The 17,986-nt window shown below is 66.1% G+C and carries 17 protein-coding genes and 3 tRNA genes; 12 read left to right on the forward strand and 8 right to left on the reverse strand.

All coding sequences use genetic code 11. The annotated features are described in order from the left end of the window. Positions 1-17 precede the first annotated feature (17 nt). A complete protein-coding gene (gene sagS / locus ACM0M4_RS11860; protein ID WP_003158678.1) occupies positions 18-2,378 on the reverse strand; it encodes a two-component system sensor histidine kinase/response regulator SagS in 2,361 nt (786 codons plus the stop codon). 82 nt (positions 2,379-2,460) lie between these two features. On the opposite strand from sagS, the gene ACM0M4_RS11865 reads away from it, so the two are divergent. After that, the gene (locus ACM0M4_RS11865; protein ID WP_003143737.1) at positions 2,461-3,351 is read left to right on the forward strand and encodes an ATP-binding protein; all 891 of its coding nucleotides are present in this window, start codon (positions 2,461-2,463) and stop codon (positions 3,349-3,351) included. Next, the gene (locus tag ACM0M4_RS11870; protein ID WP_054375722.1) at positions 3,348-3,830 is read left to right on the forward strand and encodes a GAF domain-containing protein; all 483 of its coding nucleotides are present in this window, start codon (positions 3,348-3,350) and stop codon (positions 3,828-3,830) included. The genes ACM0M4_RS11865 and ACM0M4_RS11870 overlap by 4 nt, the downstream gene beginning before the upstream one ends. 9 nt (positions 3,831-3,839) lie before the next feature. Here ACM0M4_RS11870 and ACM0M4_RS11875 read toward each other — a convergent pair whose 3' ends face one another. Both ACM0M4_RS11875 and ACM0M4_RS11880 read right to left on the reverse strand, forming a co-directional pair. Continuing rightward, a complete protein-coding gene (locus tag ACM0M4_RS11875) occupies positions 3,840-4,502 on the reverse strand; it encodes a glutathione S-transferase family protein (protein WP_003114770.1) in 663 nt (220 codons plus the stop codon). 61 nt (positions 4,503-4,563) lie between these two features. Beyond that, complete coding sequence (locus tag ACM0M4_RS11880) at positions 4,564-5,337, reverse strand: hypothetical protein (protein WP_003090903.1); 774 nt, start codon at positions 5,335-5,337, stop codon at positions 4,564-4,566. 217 nt (positions 5,338-5,554) lie between these two features. Here ACM0M4_RS11880 and ACM0M4_RS11885 point away from each other — a divergent pair. The 4 genes from ACM0M4_RS11885 to arr all read left to right on the forward strand — a co-directional run bounded on the left by ACM0M4_RS11885 (position 5,555) and on the right by arr (position 7,870). Continuing rightward, positions 5,555-5,630: transfer RNA gene (locus ACM0M4_RS11885), tRNA-Glu, on the forward strand. A gap of 2 nt (positions 5,631-5,632) precedes the next feature. After that, positions 5,633-5,708, forward strand: a tRNA-Gly gene (locus ACM0M4_RS11890). Between the two features lie 84 nt (positions 5,709-5,792). Then, positions 5,793-5,868: transfer RNA gene (locus ACM0M4_RS11895), tRNA-Gly, on the forward strand. Between the two features lie 424 nt (positions 5,869-6,292). Continuing rightward, positions 6,293-7,870 (forward strand): aminoglycoside response regulator cyclic di-GMP phosphodiesterase Arr, encoded by a 1,578-nt coding sequence (gene arr / locus ACM0M4_RS11900; RefSeq protein ID WP_003143739.1) that lies wholly within the window; start codon positions 6,293-6,295, stop codon positions 7,868-7,870. A gap of 66 nt (positions 7,871-7,936) precedes the next feature. On the opposite strand, the gene ACM0M4_RS11905 is transcribed toward arr, so the two are convergent. From ACM0M4_RS11905 to ACM0M4_RS11915, 3 genes are all read right to left on the reverse strand, one after another. Then, positions 7,937-8,347, reverse strand: coding sequence for a PA2817 family protein (locus tag ACM0M4_RS11905; RefSeq protein WP_054375721.1), 411 nt, complete (start codon positions 8,345-8,347; stop codon positions 7,937-7,939). Positions 8,348-8,405: 58 nt separating this feature from the next. Next, entirely contained in the window at positions 8,406-8,786 is a 381-nt protein-coding gene (locus ACM0M4_RS11910) for a PA2816 family glutamine-rich protein (protein ID WP_003098794.1), read from the reverse strand. A gap of 128 nt (positions 8,787-8,914) precedes the next feature. Continuing rightward, entirely contained in the window at positions 8,915-11,362 is a 2,448-nt protein-coding gene (locus tag ACM0M4_RS11915; RefSeq protein ID WP_003108955.1) for an acyl-CoA dehydrogenase, read from the reverse strand. A gap of 152 nt (positions 11,363-11,514) precedes the next feature. Between ACM0M4_RS11915 and ACM0M4_RS11920 the strand changes: the two genes are divergently transcribed. The 4 genes from ACM0M4_RS11920 to ACM0M4_RS11935 all read left to right on the forward strand — a co-directional run bounded on the left by ACM0M4_RS11920 (position 11,515) and on the right by ACM0M4_RS11935 (position 14,705). Continuing rightward, on the forward strand, positions 11,515-12,186 hold the full coding sequence (locus ACM0M4_RS11920; protein WP_003098789.1) for a transglutaminase-like domain-containing protein: 672 nt from the start codon (positions 11,515-11,517) through the stop codon (positions 12,184-12,186). Between the two features lie 114 nt (positions 12,187-12,300). After that, a complete protein-coding gene (locus tag ACM0M4_RS11925) occupies positions 12,301-12,921 on the forward strand; it encodes a glutathione S-transferase family protein (protein ID WP_003108953.1) in 621 nt (206 codons plus the stop codon). A 75-nt stretch (positions 12,922-12,996) separates the two neighbouring features. After that, positions 12,997-13,929, forward strand: a complete 933-nt coding sequence (locus ACM0M4_RS11930; RefSeq protein WP_003090885.1) for an ABC transporter ATP-binding protein — start codon at positions 12,997-12,999, stop codon at positions 13,927-13,929. Beyond that, a complete protein-coding gene (locus tag ACM0M4_RS11935) occupies positions 13,926-14,705 on the forward strand; it encodes an ABC transporter permease (RefSeq protein WP_003090884.1) in 780 nt (259 codons plus the stop codon). Before ACM0M4_RS11930 ends, ACM0M4_RS11935 begins: the two co-directional genes overlap by 4 nt. A 49-nt stretch (positions 14,706-14,754) precedes the next feature. On the opposite strand, the gene ACM0M4_RS11940 is transcribed toward ACM0M4_RS11935, so the two are convergent. Beyond that, positions 14,755-16,086 (reverse strand): sensor histidine kinase, encoded by a 1,332-nt coding sequence (locus tag ACM0M4_RS11940; protein WP_017149140.1) that lies wholly within the window; start codon positions 16,084-16,086, stop codon positions 14,755-14,757. Continuing rightward, a complete protein-coding gene (locus ACM0M4_RS11945; RefSeq protein ID WP_003098784.1) occupies positions 16,083-16,763 on the reverse strand; it encodes a heavy metal response regulator transcription factor in 681 nt (226 codons plus the stop codon). Before ACM0M4_RS11945 ends, ACM0M4_RS11940 begins: the two co-directional genes overlap by 4 nt. 125 nt (positions 16,764-16,888) lie before the next feature. Here ACM0M4_RS11945 and ptrA point away from each other — a divergent pair, with 125 nt between their 5' ends. Continuing rightward, complete coding sequence (gene ptrA, locus ACM0M4_RS11950) at positions 16,889-17,080, forward strand: T3SS anti-activator PtrA (RefSeq protein WP_003090881.1); 192 nt, start codon at positions 16,889-16,891, stop codon at positions 17,078-17,080. 171 nt (positions 17,081-17,251) lie between these two features. Beyond that, positions 17,252-17,869 carry a copper-resistant cuproprotein CopI gene (copI, locus tag ACM0M4_RS11955; RefSeq protein ID WP_003119888.1) on the forward strand — a complete coding sequence of 206 codons (618 nt, stop codon included), beginning with the start codon at positions 17,252-17,254 and terminating at the stop codon, positions 17,867-17,869. Positions 17,870-17,986: the final 117 nt, after the last annotated feature.

The raw sequence follows: 17,986 nt of genomic DNA on the forward strand, positions 1-17,986 counted from the left end.
CGTCGTCGCGAGGCCGGCTAGTCGCTCGCGGTGAGCGGGCACCAACGGTCGAGGATGGCTTTCAGTTCGTCGCGGTGGAAAGGCTTGGCCAGGTAGTCGTCCATGCCGGCGGCACGACAACGTTCGCGCTCGTCCGGCAGGGCGTTGGCGGTCAGCGCGATGATCGGCAGGCCGCCCCAGCGTCCGCTGTCGCGGATCTGCCGGGTCGCTTCGTAGCCGTCCATCACTGGCATGTTGCAGTCCATCAGGACCAGGTCGATGGGATGCTCCTCCAGCATCTTCAGGGCATTCAGCCCGTGTTCGGCGATCCATACCTGGCAGCCGAGCTTGTGCAGCAGGCCCTTGGCGACCAACTGGTTGACCGGGTTGTCCTCCACCAGCAGGACCCGGGTGTTGCGCTGTTCTCCCGTGGTGTCCGAGGCGCTCGACGGGGCTATGGCAGTGTGTTCGAGCACGTGTTTCAGGGCCTGGTACAACTGGTTGCGACTCAGCGGCCTGGCCAGTTGGCGCAGCGGCGACAGGCGGCGGGCCAGCTCCGGTTCGAGGAAACTGCCGTAGGCGGTGACCAGCAGGATCGGCGTACCGATGCTCGGACGCAGTCCCATCAGACAGTCCGGGCAATCCGATATCAGTACGTCGAGCGAGTGGCCGAGCAGGCTGTCGTCGGTCTCCAGACGCTTGTACTCCAGGCCCCAGCGCGGCAGCCAGGTTTGCAGCAGCTGCGCCAGCCCGCTGTTGGCCGAGCATTGCGCGATCACCCGGCCGCGCAGCGGCAGCGCCTGCAGCGGAGGGCTGACCGGCGCCAGCGGCAGGCCGACGCTGAACAGGCTGCCCAGGCCGACCGTCGACTCCACCGTCAGCTCGCCCTGCATGGCCTCGCACAGCTTGCGCGTGAGGGCCAGGCCGAGGCCTGTGCCGCCGTATTGGCGGGTGATACCCGCGTCGGCCTGGGTGAACGGTTGGAAGATGCGATCCAGCGCCTCCTGGGCGATGCCGATGCCGGTGTCGCGCACACTGATGCGCACACCCTCGGCGGTGGCTTCCACGCGAACGTCGACCCGCCCCAGGCGGGTGAACTTCAGCGCGTTGGACAGCAGGTTGCTGACGACCTGGCGAATCCGCGTCGGGTCGCCGGAAACCTGGGCGGGCAGGGCGGGGTCGACCAGGCAGGTCAGCTCCACGCCGGCCGCGGCGTTCTGCGAGAGGAGGCTGGCGGTGTCTTCCACCAGGACGCCCAGGTCGAACGGGATCTGTTCCAGGACCAGTTGCCCGGCCTCGAACTTGGAGAGGTCGAGCACGTCGTTGAGCAATTCCACCAGCACCTTGCCGGAGTCGTGGGCGATCGACAGTTGCTGGCGCTGTTCCGGGGTGAGCGGGCCGTCGAGGCTCAGCGAGAGCATGCCGAGCAGGCCGTTCAGCGGCGTGCGGATCTCGTGGCTCATGTTGGCCAGGAAGCTGGCGCGGGCCTGGGCCATATCGAGAGCGGTCTGGCGGGCTTCTTCGAGTTCCTGGTTGGATAGCGTCAGGCGCGCGTTGGCGGCCTTCAGCTCGGCGGTACGGGCGGCGACGATGCTTTCCAGCTCCTCCAGGTACTGGGTCAGGCGGTTCTCCGCCTCCCGGCGCTGTTCGATCTCTACCGAGATGCGCCCGAGCTGGCGGTTGATGACTTCCACCAGCACGCCGATCTCGTCGCGTTCGTGGCCCTTGGGGCAGGGCAGGCGCATGCGTGCCGGCGAGCGTGGATCGTGTCCGCTGAGGGCCTGGATCAGGCTGACCAGGGGCTTGGTCAGCAGGGTATAGAAGAGCACCAGCAGGATCAGCGACAGCAGCAGGCTGCGCACGAAGCCGGAGAGCAGGGTGATGCCGGCGCGACGGAGGAAGTCGTTGCCGAACACGAAGGTGTCGATTTCCAGGTGCAGTACGCCGAGGGCCTCGCCCGGCGCATGGTCGACATGCAACGGGTCCTCGTAGACCCGCTTGTGGCCGAAGAGGAAGTCGCTGAGCGGCCGCAGGCGGCTTTCGGCGGATTCGCGCGAGGCGCTGGCCAGCGGCAGGCCGGAGGTGTCGATGATTTCCGCGCGGACCACGGCGGGCGAACGGAGCAGGCCGAGGACCAGCTCCTGGGCCAGCTCCGCATCGATGTTGTAGGCGATTCGCGCGGCGGGGTTGTGGCTGACGTCCAGGAGCGCGCGCACTTCGCGATTGATGGATGCGTCCTGGCTGGCATAATCGACGCCAACCTGAATCAGGCTGAGCAGGGTTCCCAGGATAAAGGCCACCAGCACGGTGAGGCTGGCCTGTTTGAACGACAGGCGATGGGTCAGCGCTATATCCATGGGGGCGGGGATCAGCCTTGGCGAGGTTCTGCCGCCTAGCATAGCCCATCCCGACCGTCTGTCGGGGTTCCTGGGCGCAACCGATGATCGATCCGTGACGTCAGTCCGATCCGAGGAGAACAGAGTGGATTCCCGATTGAGCGATTTTCTTGCCCGCGCCGAAAGCGTGCTCGCGCGCCTGGAGCCGCTGCTGCCGGCCGTACGCGAAGCCGTCGACTGGGAGCGCAGTCTGGCGGCGCGCTGGCACCGCGACGGCCGTAGCGGCTACCTGCAGCCGCTGGAGGTCAGCCTCGACCTGCGCCTGGCCGACCTGCTGGGCGTAGAGCGGCAGCGCGAGCAACTGGAACGCAACACCCGCCAGTTCGTCGCCGGCCAGCCGGCCAACCACGCCTTGCTCTGGGGGGCCCGCGGGACCGGCAAGTCCTCCCTGGTTCGTGCGCTGCTGGCCGAGCTGGCCGGCGCCGGGCTGCGCCTGATCGAGATCGAGCGCGACCACCTGGCCGACCTGCCGCGCGTGGTGGAGCAACTGCAAGGCCTGCCACAGCGCTTCGTGCTGTTCTGCGACGACCTCTCGTTCGATGCCGGGGAAGGTGACTACCGGGTACTCAAGAGCGTGCTCGACGGCTCGCTGGAACAGGCGCCGGAGAATGTGCTGCTCTACGCCACCTCCAACCGCCGGCACCTGGTTTCGGAGAAGCAGAGCGACAACGAGAACTGGAAGATGGTGGACGGCGAGCTGCATCCCAACGAAGCGGTGGAGGACAAGATCGCCTTGTCCGACCGTTTCGGCCTGTGGCTGTCGTTCTATCCCTTCACCCAGGAGCATTTCCTCAGCGTGGTTCGCCACTGGGTGGACGTGCTCGCGGAGAAGGCCGGGCTGGCCTGGAGCTGGAGCGAGGAACTGGAGAAGGAAGCGATCCGCTGGGCGCTTGGCCGCGGCAACCGCAACGGCCGTTGCGCCTATCAGTTCTCCCGCTACTGGGTGGGCAAGCAACTGCTGGAGCGCCAGGCATGATCGATCTGCAGCAATCTGGCGCCGGGCTGGCCGGCTACGCCCTGCTGGCGGCGCAGGCCGAGGCGCTGTTCGCCGACGAGCGCGATTTCATCGCCAACGCCGCGCAGTTCTCCGCCTTTCTCTTCCATGAGCTGGGCGACCTGAACTGGGCCGGCTTCTATCTGAACCGCAACGAGGAACTGGTCCTGGGACCGTTCCAGGGCAAGGTCGCCTGCGTCCGCATCCCCTTCTCCAAGGGCGTCTGCGGCGCCGCGGCGCGTGCCCGGCTGACCCAGCGGGTCGACGACGTCCACGCGTTTCCCGGCCACATCGCCTGCGACAGCGCTTCCAGCAGCGAACTGGTGGTGCCTCTGCTCAAGGACGGCCGCCTGGTCGCTGTGCTCGATCTGGACAGCCCGAGCGTGGGACGCTTCAGCGCCGAGGACCAGGCCGGGATCGAAGGCCTGGTGGAGATATTCCTGCGCCTGACGGACTGCTGAGCGACGCGTTCAGGCTTTCGCTGCGAGCTTGTCGAGGGTCCGTCGTTCCCCCGGCAGCAGCGCTTGCATCGCCGGGCGTTCGAGCATCCGCGCGAAATGCGCGGCGAGGGCCGGCCAGCGTTGCTCGTCCAGGTTTTCGCCGGCGTGACGCAGGTTGACCAACTGGCTGGCGATCGCCAGGTCGGCGAGGGTCAGTCGCTCGCCGACGAAGAAGGCCCGGCCGTCGAGATGGTTTTCCAGGTAATCGAAGTGCGCTGGCAGCTTTTCCTCCAGCGCGCGACGCACGTCGTTCTCCTCGCAGGCCTGGCCCATCGCCGGCTTGAGTATCCGGTTGCGGAAGATCGTCAGCGTGGCCAGGGGAGCGATCTCGTAGTCGGCGTATTTTTCCAGCCAGCGCACCGCTGCGCGGCTGGCGGGGGCGTCGCCCTGGAGATTCGGCGGTTCGGGATAGCGTTCTTCCAGGTACTGGCAGATCACGCTGGAGTCGGCGAGGGCCAGGTCGCCGTCGCGCAACGCCGGGATGCGGCCCAGCGGACTGATCTCGCGATACCAGGCCGGCTGGCCGAACGGGGCGATCGCTTCCAACTGGTAGTCGAGGCCCTTTTCGGCCAGGAGCAGGCGGACCTTGCGGACGAACGGAGACAGCGGGGCTCCGTAGAGTGTCAGGCTCATAACGATTTCCTCGGTCGATATGAGCCTGGGTTATAGCACGGCTGCCGTAGGCAGGCCGGAATCAGTCGTAGACGTTCTTCTTCTTCCACAGGTCGTCTGCATCGAGGGCCTTCAATCCCTCGTTGAGTTCGCTGGGCTCCTCGCTCGCCGGCTGGCTGTTGTTCAGCACCATCGCGTTGGCGCGGGCCAGCTGCGCTTCCATCTGCTGCAGCTCCGCCTGGTAGCGCGCCAGCTCGGGCTGCTTGCGCAGGTACTGGGCGCCGCGTTCGAAGGCCAGGCGCGCCTGGCGCGGTTCGTTCTGCTGCAGGGCCTGCTGGCCGAGATTGCCGAAGAACTCGATATGCAGGCGCACCAGGAGGTGGCGAATCTCCTTGACCCAGATCTGCGCCTCGCTGCGCGGCAGGTGGCCGTCCTGGGTGAAACGGGTGAGCTGGGCATGCAGGGCTTCGAAGAGGAAGCGGACTTCCTTGGCCTTGTCCTCGGTCAGGATCGCCTGGGGCGGATTGCGCACCGGGATCGACTCGCCCTTGGCGACCAGCGCGCGCAACTCTTCTATACGAGCCTTGAGCCCGGCATCGGCTTTCTTCTCCAGCGCCAGTTGCTGCTCGCTGAGGCTGAGCTCGATCTGGCTCATCAACAGCTTCAGCGACGGGCTGACGAACTGGCCGGGAAGGCTCTCGGAAATCTGCGCGCAGCGCCGGACCCGGTCGTTGAGTTCGGCCTTCAGGCGCGCTTTCTCCAGCTTGCTGTTTTCCACCACGTGGTTGATATAGCCAATGGCGATGAGGAGGGCGATCCCGCCGATGATGAGGGCGGTAATGAGGAGTGGCGACACCTTGGGACTCCGCTGTAAGAATTTTCTCAGTCTAATGTCTTGGTGCTACCACTGATAGCAGCAGCTCATTATTTGCACAGAAGTCTTTGATTTAAAAAAATTTTCTCAGAAGGGTTGACGCCTCCCCGGACGCTCCATAAAATGCGCGCCACTTCCAGCGTGAAGCCAAACGCGAAACACTGGAAGCCGGAAAGATCTGTTGTAAGTTCCGGGCCGCGTCCCCTTCGTCTAGTGGCCTAGGACACCGCCCTTTCACGGCGGTAACAGGGGTTCGAGTCCCCTAGGGGACGCCATTGCGGGAATAGCTCAGTTGGTAGAGCACGACCTTGCCAAGGTCGGGGTCGCGAGTTCGAGTCTCGTTTCCCGCTCCAAATTCTACAACCTGGCTTCGGCGGGGTTGGTGAAAGTTAGGCGTCAAAGGTTCGGTTTCGGCCGAACGGGCAACAAGTTGTAACGCGGGAATAGCTCAGTTGGTAGAGCACGACCTTGCCAAGGTCGGGGTCGCGAGTTCGAGTCTCGTTTCCCGCTCCAAACATGATCTAGGTTTCGGCCTGGGTCGAAGAGAAAAGGGCCTTCGGGCCCTTTTTTCGTTTCTGCGCCCCAGGCTGCTCGTCCTGGTCTCCTTTACTTGCCTCGTTCTGCCGTTCAAGCCCCGCTGTCTCGCGGTAGCGAGGACGTCCCGGGTCCCGCGCGCTGGACGCCTTTTCCGTCGCGTTCGGCGGCGGAGGTGGGCGCGGTCGCTCGCCAGGCTTCTGGGGTAAGATTCGTTCCGGGCGCCGGCTGCGTTGCGCCGCAAATAGGTGCAGGCTGGCGCGAGCGAGCCGGCTCTGTCGGGGTGTTCCCGTCGCCGGACGTTGTCGGATTCGTGCTTGTATTTTCAATCTCATACGGACATGACCCTGATCCCGGCAATCCCGGGCGGGCTTCGTGCAACTTGCGCGGGAGCGTGGCACCTATGCAGATCGGCAGGCCGCGGCGGGACAGTCTCTTTCATTTCGGTATCGTGATCGCCGCGCTCGCGGCCGTCCCGTTGCTCATGGCGCCGCTGGTGTACCAGCAGGCCAGGATGCGTGCCGAAGGCGAGGCCGCGGTAACCTCTGTCGCCATTCTTCGCCAGTTGGACACCCTGCTCGGCGTTGTCTCGGACAGCCTGGACAAGAGCCAGGAGGCGGTGGGCAAGCCGTGCCGGGAGGTCCTGGGCCGATTGACCCGGATGACCATGCTGAGCCCGTATTTCCGCTCGCTGGTCCTAGTGGAACGCGAGAACGTCTATTGCTCCTCCCTGCGGGGCGAGTTGCACGATCTGCCGTTGCAGGTGGCCTTCAAGGCTTTGGGCAGCCTGCCGGCCGGGCAGCGCATCACCCCCAGCAACGCGACGCCGCAGGTACCGGAGCGGGCTTCGGTCATCATGTCGCGTGGCGATGAAAACGGATCCGGCGTGCTGGCGATAATCGACGGTCAGTACCTGCTGGATATCCAACAGGCGGCTTCCTACGACGAACGGTTCCAGGTGCAGATGGTCCTGAGACAGTCGCAGCGACAGCTACCCGGCGGCGCGCCCGCCACCGGCGATGGCGTCGCCGTAGCGGCTTCGGCAAGGTTTCCGGTCGAGGTGCGGGTGGCGGTCGCTCCCGCGCTGGCCAGCGCCTATCGTGCCGATGCCTGGCGGCATTACGCCCCCTTCATCCTCCTGGCCGCGTTGCTGGCGGGATATCTGGCGCACCTGTTCTGCCGTCGCCGGCTGTCGCTGGTCGGCGACATGTATCGGGCCATGCGCGCCCGTGAGTTCCACATGGTCTACCAGCCGATCATCCACCTCGATACCGGAGAGTGCCGGGGCGTCGAGGCGTTGGTGCGCTGGCAGCGGCCGGACAGGAGTCAGGTGCGGCCGGACATCTTCATCCCCCTGGCCGAAGACAACGGCATGATCGGCGATCTGACCCGGCACATCTTCGGCCTGGTCGCCGCCGACCTGGCGCAACTGGGCCTGGGGGCGGGCGATCATCTCGGTGTCAATGTCAGTGGCTCGCACTTGGCGAGCCATGGGTTCGTCGACGACGTGCGGCGTTTGCTCGGCGCCATCGGCAGCGAAGGCCCGCAACTGGTCCTGGAAGTCACCGAGCGCGAGGCGCTGCCGCACGATGCGCAGTTGCAGCACAACATCCAGCAACTGCGCGAGCTTGGCGTGCAATGGGCGCTGGACGATTTCGGCACGGGGCAAAGCTCGTTGTCCCACCTGCAGAAGCTGCATGCGGACTTTCTCAAGATCGATCGCTCGTTCGTCAGCAGCGTCGGCAGCGGATCGGTGAATGCCGTGGTGCTGGAGACGATCATCGCGCTGGCGCAGCGCCTGGACCTGGCCATGACCGCCGAAGGCATCGAGACCCGGGAGCAGGAACAGTACTTGTGCGGGCACAGCATCCAGTGGGGGCAGGGCTACCTGTTTTCCCCGCCGCTGAAGGCGGCCGAGCTCTGGGCGTGGCGCAACAGCCGGCGCGGCGCAGAGCGCGAGGCGCGCGTAGCGGCGAGCTAGAGGGGCAGATGAGCGTGCGGCGGAAGCGCAAAGAGTCGCGCCGGCGTGCGTACGGCGCGAGGCGATTCAGTGCCGCGGGCTGTCCTCGGGCAGCGCGAGCAACTGCTTTTCGCGGTTCCAGTCGAACGTTTCGCCGCGCTCTTCGGCTTCGTAGCGGCGCTCGTCGAGGCGCTGGAACAGGTCGATCTCTTCGTCCGGCATGAAGTGCAGGCAATCGCCGCCGAAGAACCACAGCAGGTCGCGAGGTACCAGGTGGGCGATCTGCGGATAGCGGTGGAAGACCTGGGAAATCAGGTCCTGGCCGAGGTATTGGGCGCCTTCCGGGTCGCGCGGCAGTTCGTCCATCAGTTCGTCGAAACGCTCGAGGAACAGCCCGTGGTTTTCTTCCAGCACCTGTTCGGCCTCGCCCAGGGCGCCGAGGATGTTGCGCAGGTGCTGGAGCAGGGCGAGGTGGTGCTCGAGGTAGGAGTTGGCCATGACGGGTCCTCTGGAAAAAAGCTGGGCAGTATAAAGGGTTTCGCGGCGCCGGCCAGTTTCAGCGGATCGCCGGGGGCTGGCTCTGGCGCCGGCGGTTTTCCAGTTGCCGGCGTTCGCTGTCGAGGCGCCGCTGGTCCTGCTCCAGGCGCCAGCGCTGCTGGTCCAGTTGCTGCTGGCGGATCAGGTTGTCCTGCATCTGTCGCTGCTGCCGTTGCCGCTGCAGGTTCTGCTGCTGGCGTTGCAGTTGATCCTGCTGCAATTGCAGGCGTTGTTCGTCGAAGCGCTGGCGCTGTTCCTGGAGCTGGCGTTGGCGCTGTTCGCCGGCGCGCTGCACCGCCTGCTGGTGCGGCTGCACGCCATAGGGCGCAGGCGGTGCGGCCTGCGCCGGGGGCAGGAGGAGAAACGAGGCTGCCAGGCCGGTGGCAAGTAGCTTGAGCATGATGGCCTCCCGTACGTCAGGGATGTGCCCGTCGATTCTAGCCAATCGCCCGGGTTTGGGTGGGTGAAGACGACAAAGGCGCCGGAAGGCGCCTTTGTCGGTTGCGACCGTCGCTTTGCCGCGGAGTGTCAGCGGATCCTGCCGTCGGCCAGTTGCAGTTCCTCCTTGGCGAAGTCGTCGACGTCGATCACCTTGCGCCGTGCCGCTTCGGCCTGGTGCAGGGCCTGCGCCTGCTCGGCGCTCAGCACGCCGGCGGCGGCGCCGGCATCGATCGGGTTCTGCCCCGCTTGCGGCTGGACCCTGCCTTCCTTGATCGCCTTGTGCAGGGTTTTCTCCAGCGCGGCGCTTTCGCGTACCGCGTCGAAGGCGTGGGCGAGGGCACCGACCGGGTCCTGCGGGTCCTTCGGCAGGAACGCGCCGGCGAGGATCGCCTGCAACGCCGGGTCGTCGTCCGGACGGCCGAGGATTTCCGCGATCTCGGCGTCCAGTTCGTCGCCCGGCCCTTTGTGCCGGCGGCCGAACGGCAGTACCAGGACCTTCAGCGCGCAGCCGAAGAAGCGGCTGGGGAAGTTGTTCAGCAGGTCCTCCAGCGCCGCCTCGGCCTTGCCGAGGTTTTCCTCCATGGCCCAGCGCAGCAGCGGATGCAGGTAGTCCGGGTTGCCCAGGTCGTGGTAGCGCTTGAGCGCCGCCGAGCCCAGGTAGAGATAGCTGAGGACATCGCCGAGACGCGCGGAGAGGCGTTCCTTGCGCTTCAGTTCGCCGCCCAGCAGCATCATGCTGAAGTCGGCGAGCAGGGCGAAGGACGCCGCCAGGCGGTTCAGCGCGCGGAAGTAGGGACGGCTGATGCGGTCGCCGGGCGCGTTGCCGAGGTGGCCGCAGCTGAGACTGAGGAGGAAGCTGCTGGCGGCGTTGCCGACGGCGAAGCCGATGTGCTTCACCAGCAGCGCGTCGAACTCGCGGGCGGCCTGGTCCTTGTCCTCGCGCTGGGCCAGTTCCATTTCCTTGAGCACGTACGGATGGCAACGGATCGCGCCCTGGCCGAAGATCATCAGGTTGCGCGAGAGGATGTTCGCGCCTTCCACCGTGATGAAGATCGGCGCGCCCTGCCAGGAACGACCCAGGTAGTTGTTCGGGCCCATGATGATGCCCTTGCCGCCATGGATGTCCATGGCATGGGCGATGCACTCGCGGCCGCGCTCGGTGAGGTGGTACTTGAGGATCGCCGAAAGCACCGAGGGCTTCTCGCCGAGGTCCACCGCGTTGGCGGTGAGGATTCGCGCGCTGTCCATCAGCCAGGCGTTGCCGCCGATGCGGGCGAGCGCCTCCTGGATGCCTTCGAAGGCGGCGATCGGCACGTTGAACTGCTCGCGGACCTGGGCGTAGCGACCGCTGACGTAGCTGCTGGCCTTGCCGGCGCTGGTGCCCACCGCCGGCAGCGAGATGGAGCGTCCGACCGACAGGCAGTTCATCAGCATCATCCAGCCTTTGCCGATCATTTCCTGCCCGCCGATGATGTACTCCAGCGGCACGAACACGTCCTTGCCGGAGTTCGGACCGTTCATGAAGGCGGCGCCCAGCGGCACGTGGCGGCGGCCGATCTCGACCCCGGGGGTGTCGGTGGGGATCAGCGCCAGGGTGATGCCCAGGTCCTCCTCATCGCCCAGCAGATGGTCCGGGTCGTGGCACTTGAAGGCCAGGCCGAGGAGGGTGGCCACCGGGCCGAGGGTGATGTAGCGCTTTTCCCAGGTCAGGCGCAGGCCGAGCACCTCGCGACCTTCCCATTCGCCCTTGCAGACGATGCCGACGTCGGTCATGCCGCCGGCATCGGAGCCCGCGTAGGGGCCGGTGAGGGCGAAGCAGGGGATGTCGTCGCCCTTGGCCAGGCTCGGCAGGTAGCGCTGGCGCTGCTCGTCGGTGCCGTAGTGGAGCAGCAGCTCGGCCGGGCCGAGGGAGTTCGGCACCATCACCGTCGAGGCCAGGTCGCCGCTACGGGTGGCGAGCTTCATCACTACCTGCGAGTGGGCGAAGGCGGAGAAGCCCTTGCCGCCGTACTCCTTGGGAATGATCAGGCCGAAGAAGCCGTGCTGCTTGATGAAGGCCCAGGCTTCTTCCGGCAGGTCCATGCGCTGGCCGATGTCCCAGTCGCTGACCATGGCGCAGAGTTCTTCGGTCGGGCCGTCGACGAAGGCCTGCTCTTCTTCGGTGAGTTGCGCCTTGGGGTAGTCGAGCAGTTTCTGCCAGTCCGGGCGGCCGCTGAACAATTCGCCATCCCACCACACGGTGCCCGCCTCGATGGCCTCGCGCTCGGTGTCGGACATCGGCGGCAGGACTTTCTGGAACCAGGCGAACAGCGGACCGCTGAGCACGCGCCGGCGCAGGTCGGGCAGGGCGAGGGGAAGCGCCACCGCCAGCCAGAGCAGCCAGAAGACCAGCAGCAGCCAGCCGGGCGCGTGGCTGAACACGCCCATCAGGATCAGGTAGGCGGCGCTGATGCCGAGCGCGGGAGCGGGTGGGGTACGCCGATGGGCGAGGTAAGCGACACCGAGTACCAGTACGACTAACCAGAGCAACAACATGCGGAATCCTCCATGAAGACGCCAGGCGGCGTCTCGAGCTTAGCCCGTTTGCCGCCGTTTGGCGGCAGGGCCGGTCAGCTTGGCCGGTTTGTCACGTTATAGGCGAAAACTTCCCGTTTAGACTGGGACAAATTGCCCGCCGGGAGCCCGCCATGCAGTCCTACCTACAATCCGGCCGCTTCGTGGATAGTGACCACCCGGTGGTGGTGGAGTTCGCGGAAAAATCCCGGGGGAATTCGGCGAAACCGCGTGACCAGGCGGTCGCGCTGTACTACGCGGTACGCGACGGGGTGCGCTACAACCCCTACGTGTTCAGCCGCGATCCGCAGACCCTGAAGGCCAGCCACGCGCTGCAGCAGGGCGAGTCCTATTGCGTGCCCAAGGCCATCCTGCTCGCCGCCTGTGCCCGGCATTGCCGGATTCCGGCGCGGATCGGCCTGGCCGACGTGCGCAACCACCTGGCCACGCCGCGCCTGCTGGAGGCGCTGCGCAGCGAGGTGTTCGCCATGCACGGCTATACCGAGCTGTACCTCGAGGGCCGCTGGGTGAAGGCCACCCCGGCGTTCAACCGTGCCTTGTGCCGCGCCTTCGACGTCGCTCCGCTGGAGTTCGACGGCGTCGCCGACAGCGTCTTCCATCCGTTCAACCGCCAGGGCGAGCGCTACATGGAATACCTGGCCGATCACGGCCAGTTCGCCGACCTGCCGGAGGAACTGTTCTTCTCCCACTTGCAGCAGCACTATCCGCACCTGTTCTCCGGCCGCCCGCTGGCCCTGGACGGCGATTTCCAGGCCGAGGCCGGACAAGATGAAGGGCGTCGATAGTCACCATCAGCCGGCGCGTCTTCCTTCTTCGGTCCATCCTCGGTAGGGTGCGGCATGTCGTCCGGGCGCTCCGGCGACCCATCCGCCGCATCAACCGAAGAGGGAACGCAGAGTATGTTGACCATCTGGGGCCGGAAGAACTCGAGCAATGTGCGCAAGGCGCTGTGGTGCGCCGAGGAGGCTGGCCTGGAGTACCGGACGGTGGATGCCGGCGGGGCGTTCGGCCTGGTGGATGAGCCGGCGTTCCGCGCGATGAACCCGAACGGTCGGGTACCGGTGATCGAGGACGACGGCTTCGTCCTCTGGGAGTCCAACGCCATCGTCCGCTACCTGGCCGCCCGCTATGCGCCGGGCGACCTCTATCCGCAGGACCCGGTGCGCCGCGCCGACGCCGACAAGTGGATGGACTGGACCACCTCGACTCTCGCCGGGCCGTTCCGCGACCTGTTCTGGGGAACGCTGCGTACGCCGCCGGAGCAACGCGACGAGGCCCTGATCGCAAAGGCGTTGCAGACCTGCGGCGAGTTGCTGCGGGTGCCGGACCAGACCCTGGCCGGCCAACCCTGGCTGTCCGGCGAACGCTTCGGCATGGGTGACATTCCCCTGGGCTGTTTCATCTACGCCTGGTTCGAGATGCCCATCGAGCGCCCGCCGCTGCCCCACCTCGAGGCCTGGTACCTGCGCTTGCGCGAGCGCCCGGCGTTCCGCACCGCGGTAATGACCGAACTGACCTGAGCCGGCTACTGTTGCATTTTGTTACCCGTAGCCTTATCTAGCTCTTCCTCTTCACCTTCCGACACGGGAAGCCTAATGAGTTCCGCCCTGTCCATCCGTCAATTGACGAAAACCTACGGCAACGGTTTCCAGGCCCTCAAGGGCATCGACCTGGACGTCGCCGAAGGTGATTTCTTCGCCTTGCTCGGCCCCAACGGCGCGGGCAAGTCCACCACCATCGGGATTCTCTCGACCCTGGTGAACAAGACCAGCGGTTCGGTCTCGGTGTTCGGCCACGACCTCGACAAGGACCCGGCCGGCCTCAAGCGTTGCCTTGGCGTGGTGCCGCAGGAGTTCAACTTCAACCAGTTCGAGAAGGTCTTCGACATCGTCGTGACCCAGGCCGGCTACTACGGCATCCCGGCGAAGATCGCCAAGGAGCGCGCCGAGCGCTACCTGACCCAACTGGGCCTGTGGGACAAGCGCAACGAAGCCTCGCGGATGCTCTCCGGCGGCATGAAGCGGCGCCTGATGATCGCCCGCGCACTGGTCCACCAGCCGCGCCTGCTGATCCTCGACGAGCCCACCGCCGGGGTCGACATCGAGCTGCGTCGTTCGATGTGGAGCTTCCTCACCGAACTCAACCAGGAAGGCATCAGCATCATCCTCACCACCCACTACCTGGAAGAGGCGGAGCAGCTCTGCCGCAACATCGCCATCATCGACCACGGCGAGATCGTGCAGAACACCAGCATGCGTGACCTGCTGATGACCCTGCATTCGGAAACCTTCCTGCTCGACCTGAAGAACGTCCAGGCCCTGCCGCCGACTCTCGACGGCTACCCGACGCGGCTGGTGGACGATCACACCCTCGAAGTGCAGGTGGAGAAAAGCCAGGGCATCAACGATCTGTTCGCCCAGTTGGGCGCACAAGGCATCGAGGTACTGAGCCTGCGCAACAAGACCAATCGCCTGGAGGAGCTGTTCGTGTCGCTGGTGGAGAAGAACCTGACGAGGATCGCCCGATGAGTAGCGAGCTGAGCGCCAACCTGGTCGCCCTGAACACTATCGTCTACCGCGAGGTGCGCCGCTTCACCCGGATCTGGCCGCAGACCCTGCTGCCGCCGGCGATCACCATGGTCCTGTACTTCGTGATCTTCGGCAATTTGATCGGCCGCCAGATCGGCGATATGGGCGGCTTCACCTACATGGAATACATCGTGCCCGGCCTGATCATGATGTCGGTGATCACCAACGCCTACGGCAACGTGGTGTCGAGCTTCTTCGGCAGCAAGTTCCAGCGCTCGGTGGAGGAGCTGCTGGTGTCGCCGGTATCGCCGCACACCATCCTCCTCGGCTACACCATCGGCGGCGTACTGCGCGGCCTGGCGGTGGGGGTGATCGTGACCATGCTGTCGCTGTTCTTCACCAAGCTGCAGGTGCACCACCTGGGCATCACGGTGCTGGTGGTGGTGCTTACCGCGACCATTTTCTCCCTGGGCGGTTTCATCAACGCGGTGTTCGCGCGCAACTTCGACGACATCTCGATCATCCCGACCTTCGTGCTGACGCCGCTGACCTACCTGGGCGGGGTGTTCTACTCGATCAACCTGCTGCCGCCGTTCTGGCAGACCGTGTCGCTGGCCAACCCGATCCTGCACATGGTCAACGCCTTCCGCTACGGCATCCTCGGCGTCTCCGACATTCGCATCGGCGTGGCCATCGGCTTCATGCTGCTGGCCACCGCGGTGCTCTATCTCGGCTGCGTAAGGCTGCTGGTGAGCGGGCGCGGCATGCGCCAATGAAACGCTCGAAGGCATGAAACAGAAGCCCCCGTCATGGGGGCTTCGCGTTTCATCGGCGCGGGCGAGCGAAATCGATGACGAAACGGGTCCAGCCGTCGGCAGACTCGCAGCGGATCTCGCCGCCGTGGGCCTGGACGATGGAGCGGCAGATCGCCAGGCCGAGCCCGGCGTGTTCACCCTGGCCTTCGCGGCGCGCCGGATCGGCACGATAGAACCGGTCGAACAGGCGCGGCAAGCGCTCGGGAGGAATCGCCGGACCCTGGTTCTCCACGCTCAGGCGTCGGTCGCCGAGACGGATACGTATCTCGCCGCCATCGGCGGTGAAGCGCAGGGCGTTGTCCAGCAGGTTGGCCAGCACCCGCCGCAGCATGCCGCGGTCGCCGGGCAGGCTCAGGCTGCCTTCGCGCAGCAGGCGGATGTCGCGGTCTTCCGCCAGCGGCTGGTAGAACTCCAGCAGCGAGTCGACTTCCGCGCCCAGATCCAGGGCCTGGCGGCTGGGCGCCAGCAGGCCGTGGTCGGCCTTGGCCAGCAACAGCATGTCGTTGACCATCGCGGTGAGCCGTTCCAGTTCCTCGAGATTGCCGTGCAGGGCCTCGCGATAGTCCTCCAGCGAGCGCGGGCGGGACAGTACCACCTGGGTCTGGGTCAGCAGGCTGGTGAGCGGGGTGCGCAACTCGTGGGCGATGTCGGCGGAGAACGCCGAGAGGCGCTGGAAAGCTTCTTCCAGGCGCGCCAGCATGGCGTTCAGCTCGCCGGCCAGTCCGCGCAGCTCCTCTGGCATCCGGCTGGCGTCGAGGCGGGTGGTGAGGGAGTTGGCGGAAACCCGCGCGGCGACTTCGCGCATCCGTCGCAGCGGCGCCAGGCTGGCGCCGGTGGCCCAGGCGCCGAGCAGCGCCGTGGCCAGCGCCGACAGGCTCATGGTCAGCCAGATCAACTGGCGCATGCGTTGCAGGAAGTGCTGGTGATGACTGATGTCGAGGATCACTGTGAGTCGCGGCGAAGCGTCGTTGCCGGGCTCCAGCGGGGCGCCGAGTTCGCGGTTGGCGGGCAGGCCGGGATGCGCAGGCTGCGGCAGGCGCTCGAACCAGAGGTCGCCATCCGGGCCGTTCAGGCGCAGGCCAAGGTCGGGATGGCGTGCCAGTTCGCGCAGCAGTTCCGCTTCGCGGCGGCGCATCTGTTGTTCCGAGCCGAGGCCGCGCAGCTCATCGCGAAACACCGCGAGCTTGGCGGACATCGCCATATGGTCGAGCTCGACGAAATGCTCGTCGATGGCCCTGCTGAAGATCAATCCGGCGATCAGCGAGACCGCCGCCGTGCAGGCGGCGAACAGCAGGCTCAGGCGGACGCCGAGGGACATCCGCGAGCCGAACCCGGCGCTCATTCGTCGCGCTCTTCGAGAACGTAGCCCATGCCGCGCACGGTATGGATCAGGCGCTGCGGGTAGTCGTCGTCGACCTTGGCGCGCAGGCGGCGGATGGCCACCTCGATGACGTTGGTATCGCTGTCGAAGTTCATGTCCCAGACCTGCGAGGCGATCAGCGACTTGGGCAGCACCTCGCCGCTGCGCCGCAGCAGCAGTTCGAGCAGGGCGAACTCCTTGGCGGTGAGGTCGATCCGCTTGCCCTGGCGTTGCACCCGGCGGCGCAGCAAATCGAGTTCGAGGTCGGCCAGTTGCAGGGTGGTCTCCTGCAACTGCTGGCTGCCCCGGCGCAGCAGGGTGCGCACCCGGGCGAGCAGTTCGACGAAGGCGAACGGCTTCACCAGGTAATCGTCGGCGCCTTGTTCGAGGCCGCGCACGCGGTCCTCTACGGCATCGCGGGCGGTCAGGAACAGCACCGGTACGGTCATCCCGGCGTCGCGCACGCTGCGCAGGATCTGCCAGCCGTCACGGCCGGGCAGCATGACGTCGAGGATCAGCAGGTCGTAGTCGCCGCCCAGGGCCAGTTGCTCGCCCTCGTTGCCATCGTCGCTCAGGTCGACGGCGAAGCCTGCCTCGGCGAGCCCCTGGCGCAGGTACTGGCCGATGCGCGGTTCGTCTTCGACGATCAGCAGTTTCATGTTCATCCCTCGTTACATTTGCCGGCCATGCCGACCTGTTTCTGACAGCATCGTAATCAGTGGGTAACGGGGGCGACAGTGGCCCCCGCGCAGACTACAGGGGAACTCATTCGAGGAGACTTCCCATGCGTACCTTCACTGCCTCCACCCTCGCTTTCCTGCTGGTCCTCGCCCCGACCGTTCCGGCCATGGCCGACAGCGGCGGCGACATCGTCTTCGAGCGCATGCAGGCCCAGGCCGCCAAGGCTCGTGCCGCGCACCAGGAGAAACTGGCGAAGCAGGCCGAAGCGACGAAGAAGGACAAGGAAAACTGCTGATCGCCAGTTCTTCCACCCCCGGCTCCACACGGGATGACGGAGGGCTCCGATCCCGTCTTCACCCGCCACCGGTTCCCTGGTTTCCGGTCGGCGGGTTTTTTATGCCCGTCGGTGGCGCTGGGCGATCTTAGCCTTCGCGGTCCGCAACGGCGGCAAGCTGACAAAGATGTAATGCTCCCGACAGCCAGCCGGCAGGCGCAGCGACACAGGATAGGCGACATCAACCCGATGGAGATTCCCCGTATGTTTCCGCGCCGCCTGCTTCCCGCTTCCCTGATCGTCCTCGGCGTGCTTTTCGGTGCCAGCGCCCAGGCTTCGCCGGCCCACGGCCAGGCCTTCGGCAAGCCGGCCCAGGCCGCGCAGGCCAGCCGCAGCATCGAGGTGGTGCTCGGCGACATGTACTTCAAGCCGCGGGCGATCGAGGTCAAGGCCGGCGAGACGGTCCGCTTCGTGCTGAAGAACGAAGGCAAGCTGTTGCACGAGTTCAACCTGGGAGACGCGGCGATGCATGCCGAGCACCAGAAGGAGATGCTGGAGATGCAGCAGTCCGGGATGCTCACCCCGACCGGCATGGCGTCGATGGACCATAGTCAGATGGGCCACGGCATGGCCGGCATGGACCATGGCCGGATGATGAAGCACGACGACCCCAACAGCGTGCTGGTCGAGCCGGGCAAAAGCGCCGAGCTGACCTGGACCTTCGCCAAAGCCACCCGGCTGGAGTTCGCCTGCAACATCCCCGGCCACTACCAGGCCGGGATGGTCGGTCAACTGACCGTGCAGCCCTGAGCCGGCGGACGGCCGGCGTGAAGATGCCGGCCGATCCGTATACACTTGCCGCCGCCCGCCAGTGCGGCGCGGCGCGCGGGGAAGGGCCCTGCGCGATTCATCCAGCAGGTTTCCCTC

This window comes from Pseudomonas sp. 18-147 (genome assembly GCF_051048045.1).
GTDB lineage: Bacteria > Pseudomonadota > Gammaproteobacteria > Pseudomonadales > Pseudomonadaceae > Pseudomonas > Pseudomonas aeruginosa.

Excerpts from the sequence above, each read along its gene's own strand:
- sagS (WP_003158678.1), bottom strand. The coding sequence starts at position 2,378 with ATGCTAGGCGGCAGAACCTCGCCAAGGCTGATCCCCGCCCCCATGGAT.
- ACM0M4_RS11870 (WP_054375722.1), top strand. The coding sequence starts at position 3,348 with ATGATCGATCTGCAGCAATCTGGCGCCGGGCTGGCCGGCTACGCCCTG.
- ACM0M4_RS11875 (WP_003114770.1), bottom strand. The coding sequence starts at position 4,502 with ATGAGCCTGACACTCTACGGAGCCCCGCTGTCTCCGTTCGTCCGCAAG.
- arr (WP_003143739.1), top strand. The coding sequence starts at position 6,293 with ATGCAGATCGGCAGGCCGCGGCGGGACAGTCTCTTTCATTTCGGTATC.
- ACM0M4_RS11905 (WP_054375721.1), bottom strand. The coding sequence starts at position 8,347 with ATGGCCAACTCCTACCTCGAGCACCACCTCGCCCTGCTCCAGCACCTG.
- ACM0M4_RS11910 (WP_003098794.1), bottom strand. The coding sequence starts at position 8,786 with ATGCTCAAGCTACTTGCCACCGGCCTGGCAGCCTCGTTTCTCCTCCTG.
- ACM0M4_RS11915 (WP_003108955.1), bottom strand. The coding sequence starts at position 11,362 with ATGTTGTTGCTCTGGTTAGTCGTACTGGTACTCGGTGTCGCTTACCTC.
- ACM0M4_RS11920 (WP_003098789.1), top strand. The coding sequence starts at position 11,515 with ATGCAGTCCTACCTACAATCCGGCCGCTTCGTGGATAGTGACCACCCG.
- ACM0M4_RS11925 (WP_003108953.1), top strand. The coding sequence starts at position 12,301 with ATGTTGACCATCTGGGGCCGGAAGAACTCGAGCAATGTGCGCAAGGCG.
- ACM0M4_RS11930 (WP_003090885.1), top strand. The coding sequence starts at position 12,997 with ATGAGTTCCGCCCTGTCCATCCGTCAATTGACGAAAACCTACGGCAAC.
- ACM0M4_RS11935 (WP_003090884.1), top strand. The coding sequence starts at position 13,926 with ATGAGTAGCGAGCTGAGCGCCAACCTGGTCGCCCTGAACACTATCGTC.
- ACM0M4_RS11940 (WP_017149140.1), bottom strand. The coding sequence starts at position 16,086 with ATGAGCGCCGGGTTCGGCTCGCGGATGTCCCTCGGCGTCCGCCTGAGC.
- ACM0M4_RS11945 (WP_003098784.1), bottom strand. The coding sequence starts at position 16,763 with ATGAAACTGCTGATCGTCGAAGACGAACCGCGCATCGGCCAGTACCTG.
- ptrA (WP_003090881.1), top strand. The coding sequence starts at position 16,889 with ATGCGTACCTTCACTGCCTCCACCCTCGCTTTCCTGCTGGTCCTCGCC.
- copI (WP_003119888.1), top strand. The coding sequence starts at position 17,252 with ATGCTCCCGACAGCCAGCCGGCAGGCGCAGCGACACAGGATAGGCGAC.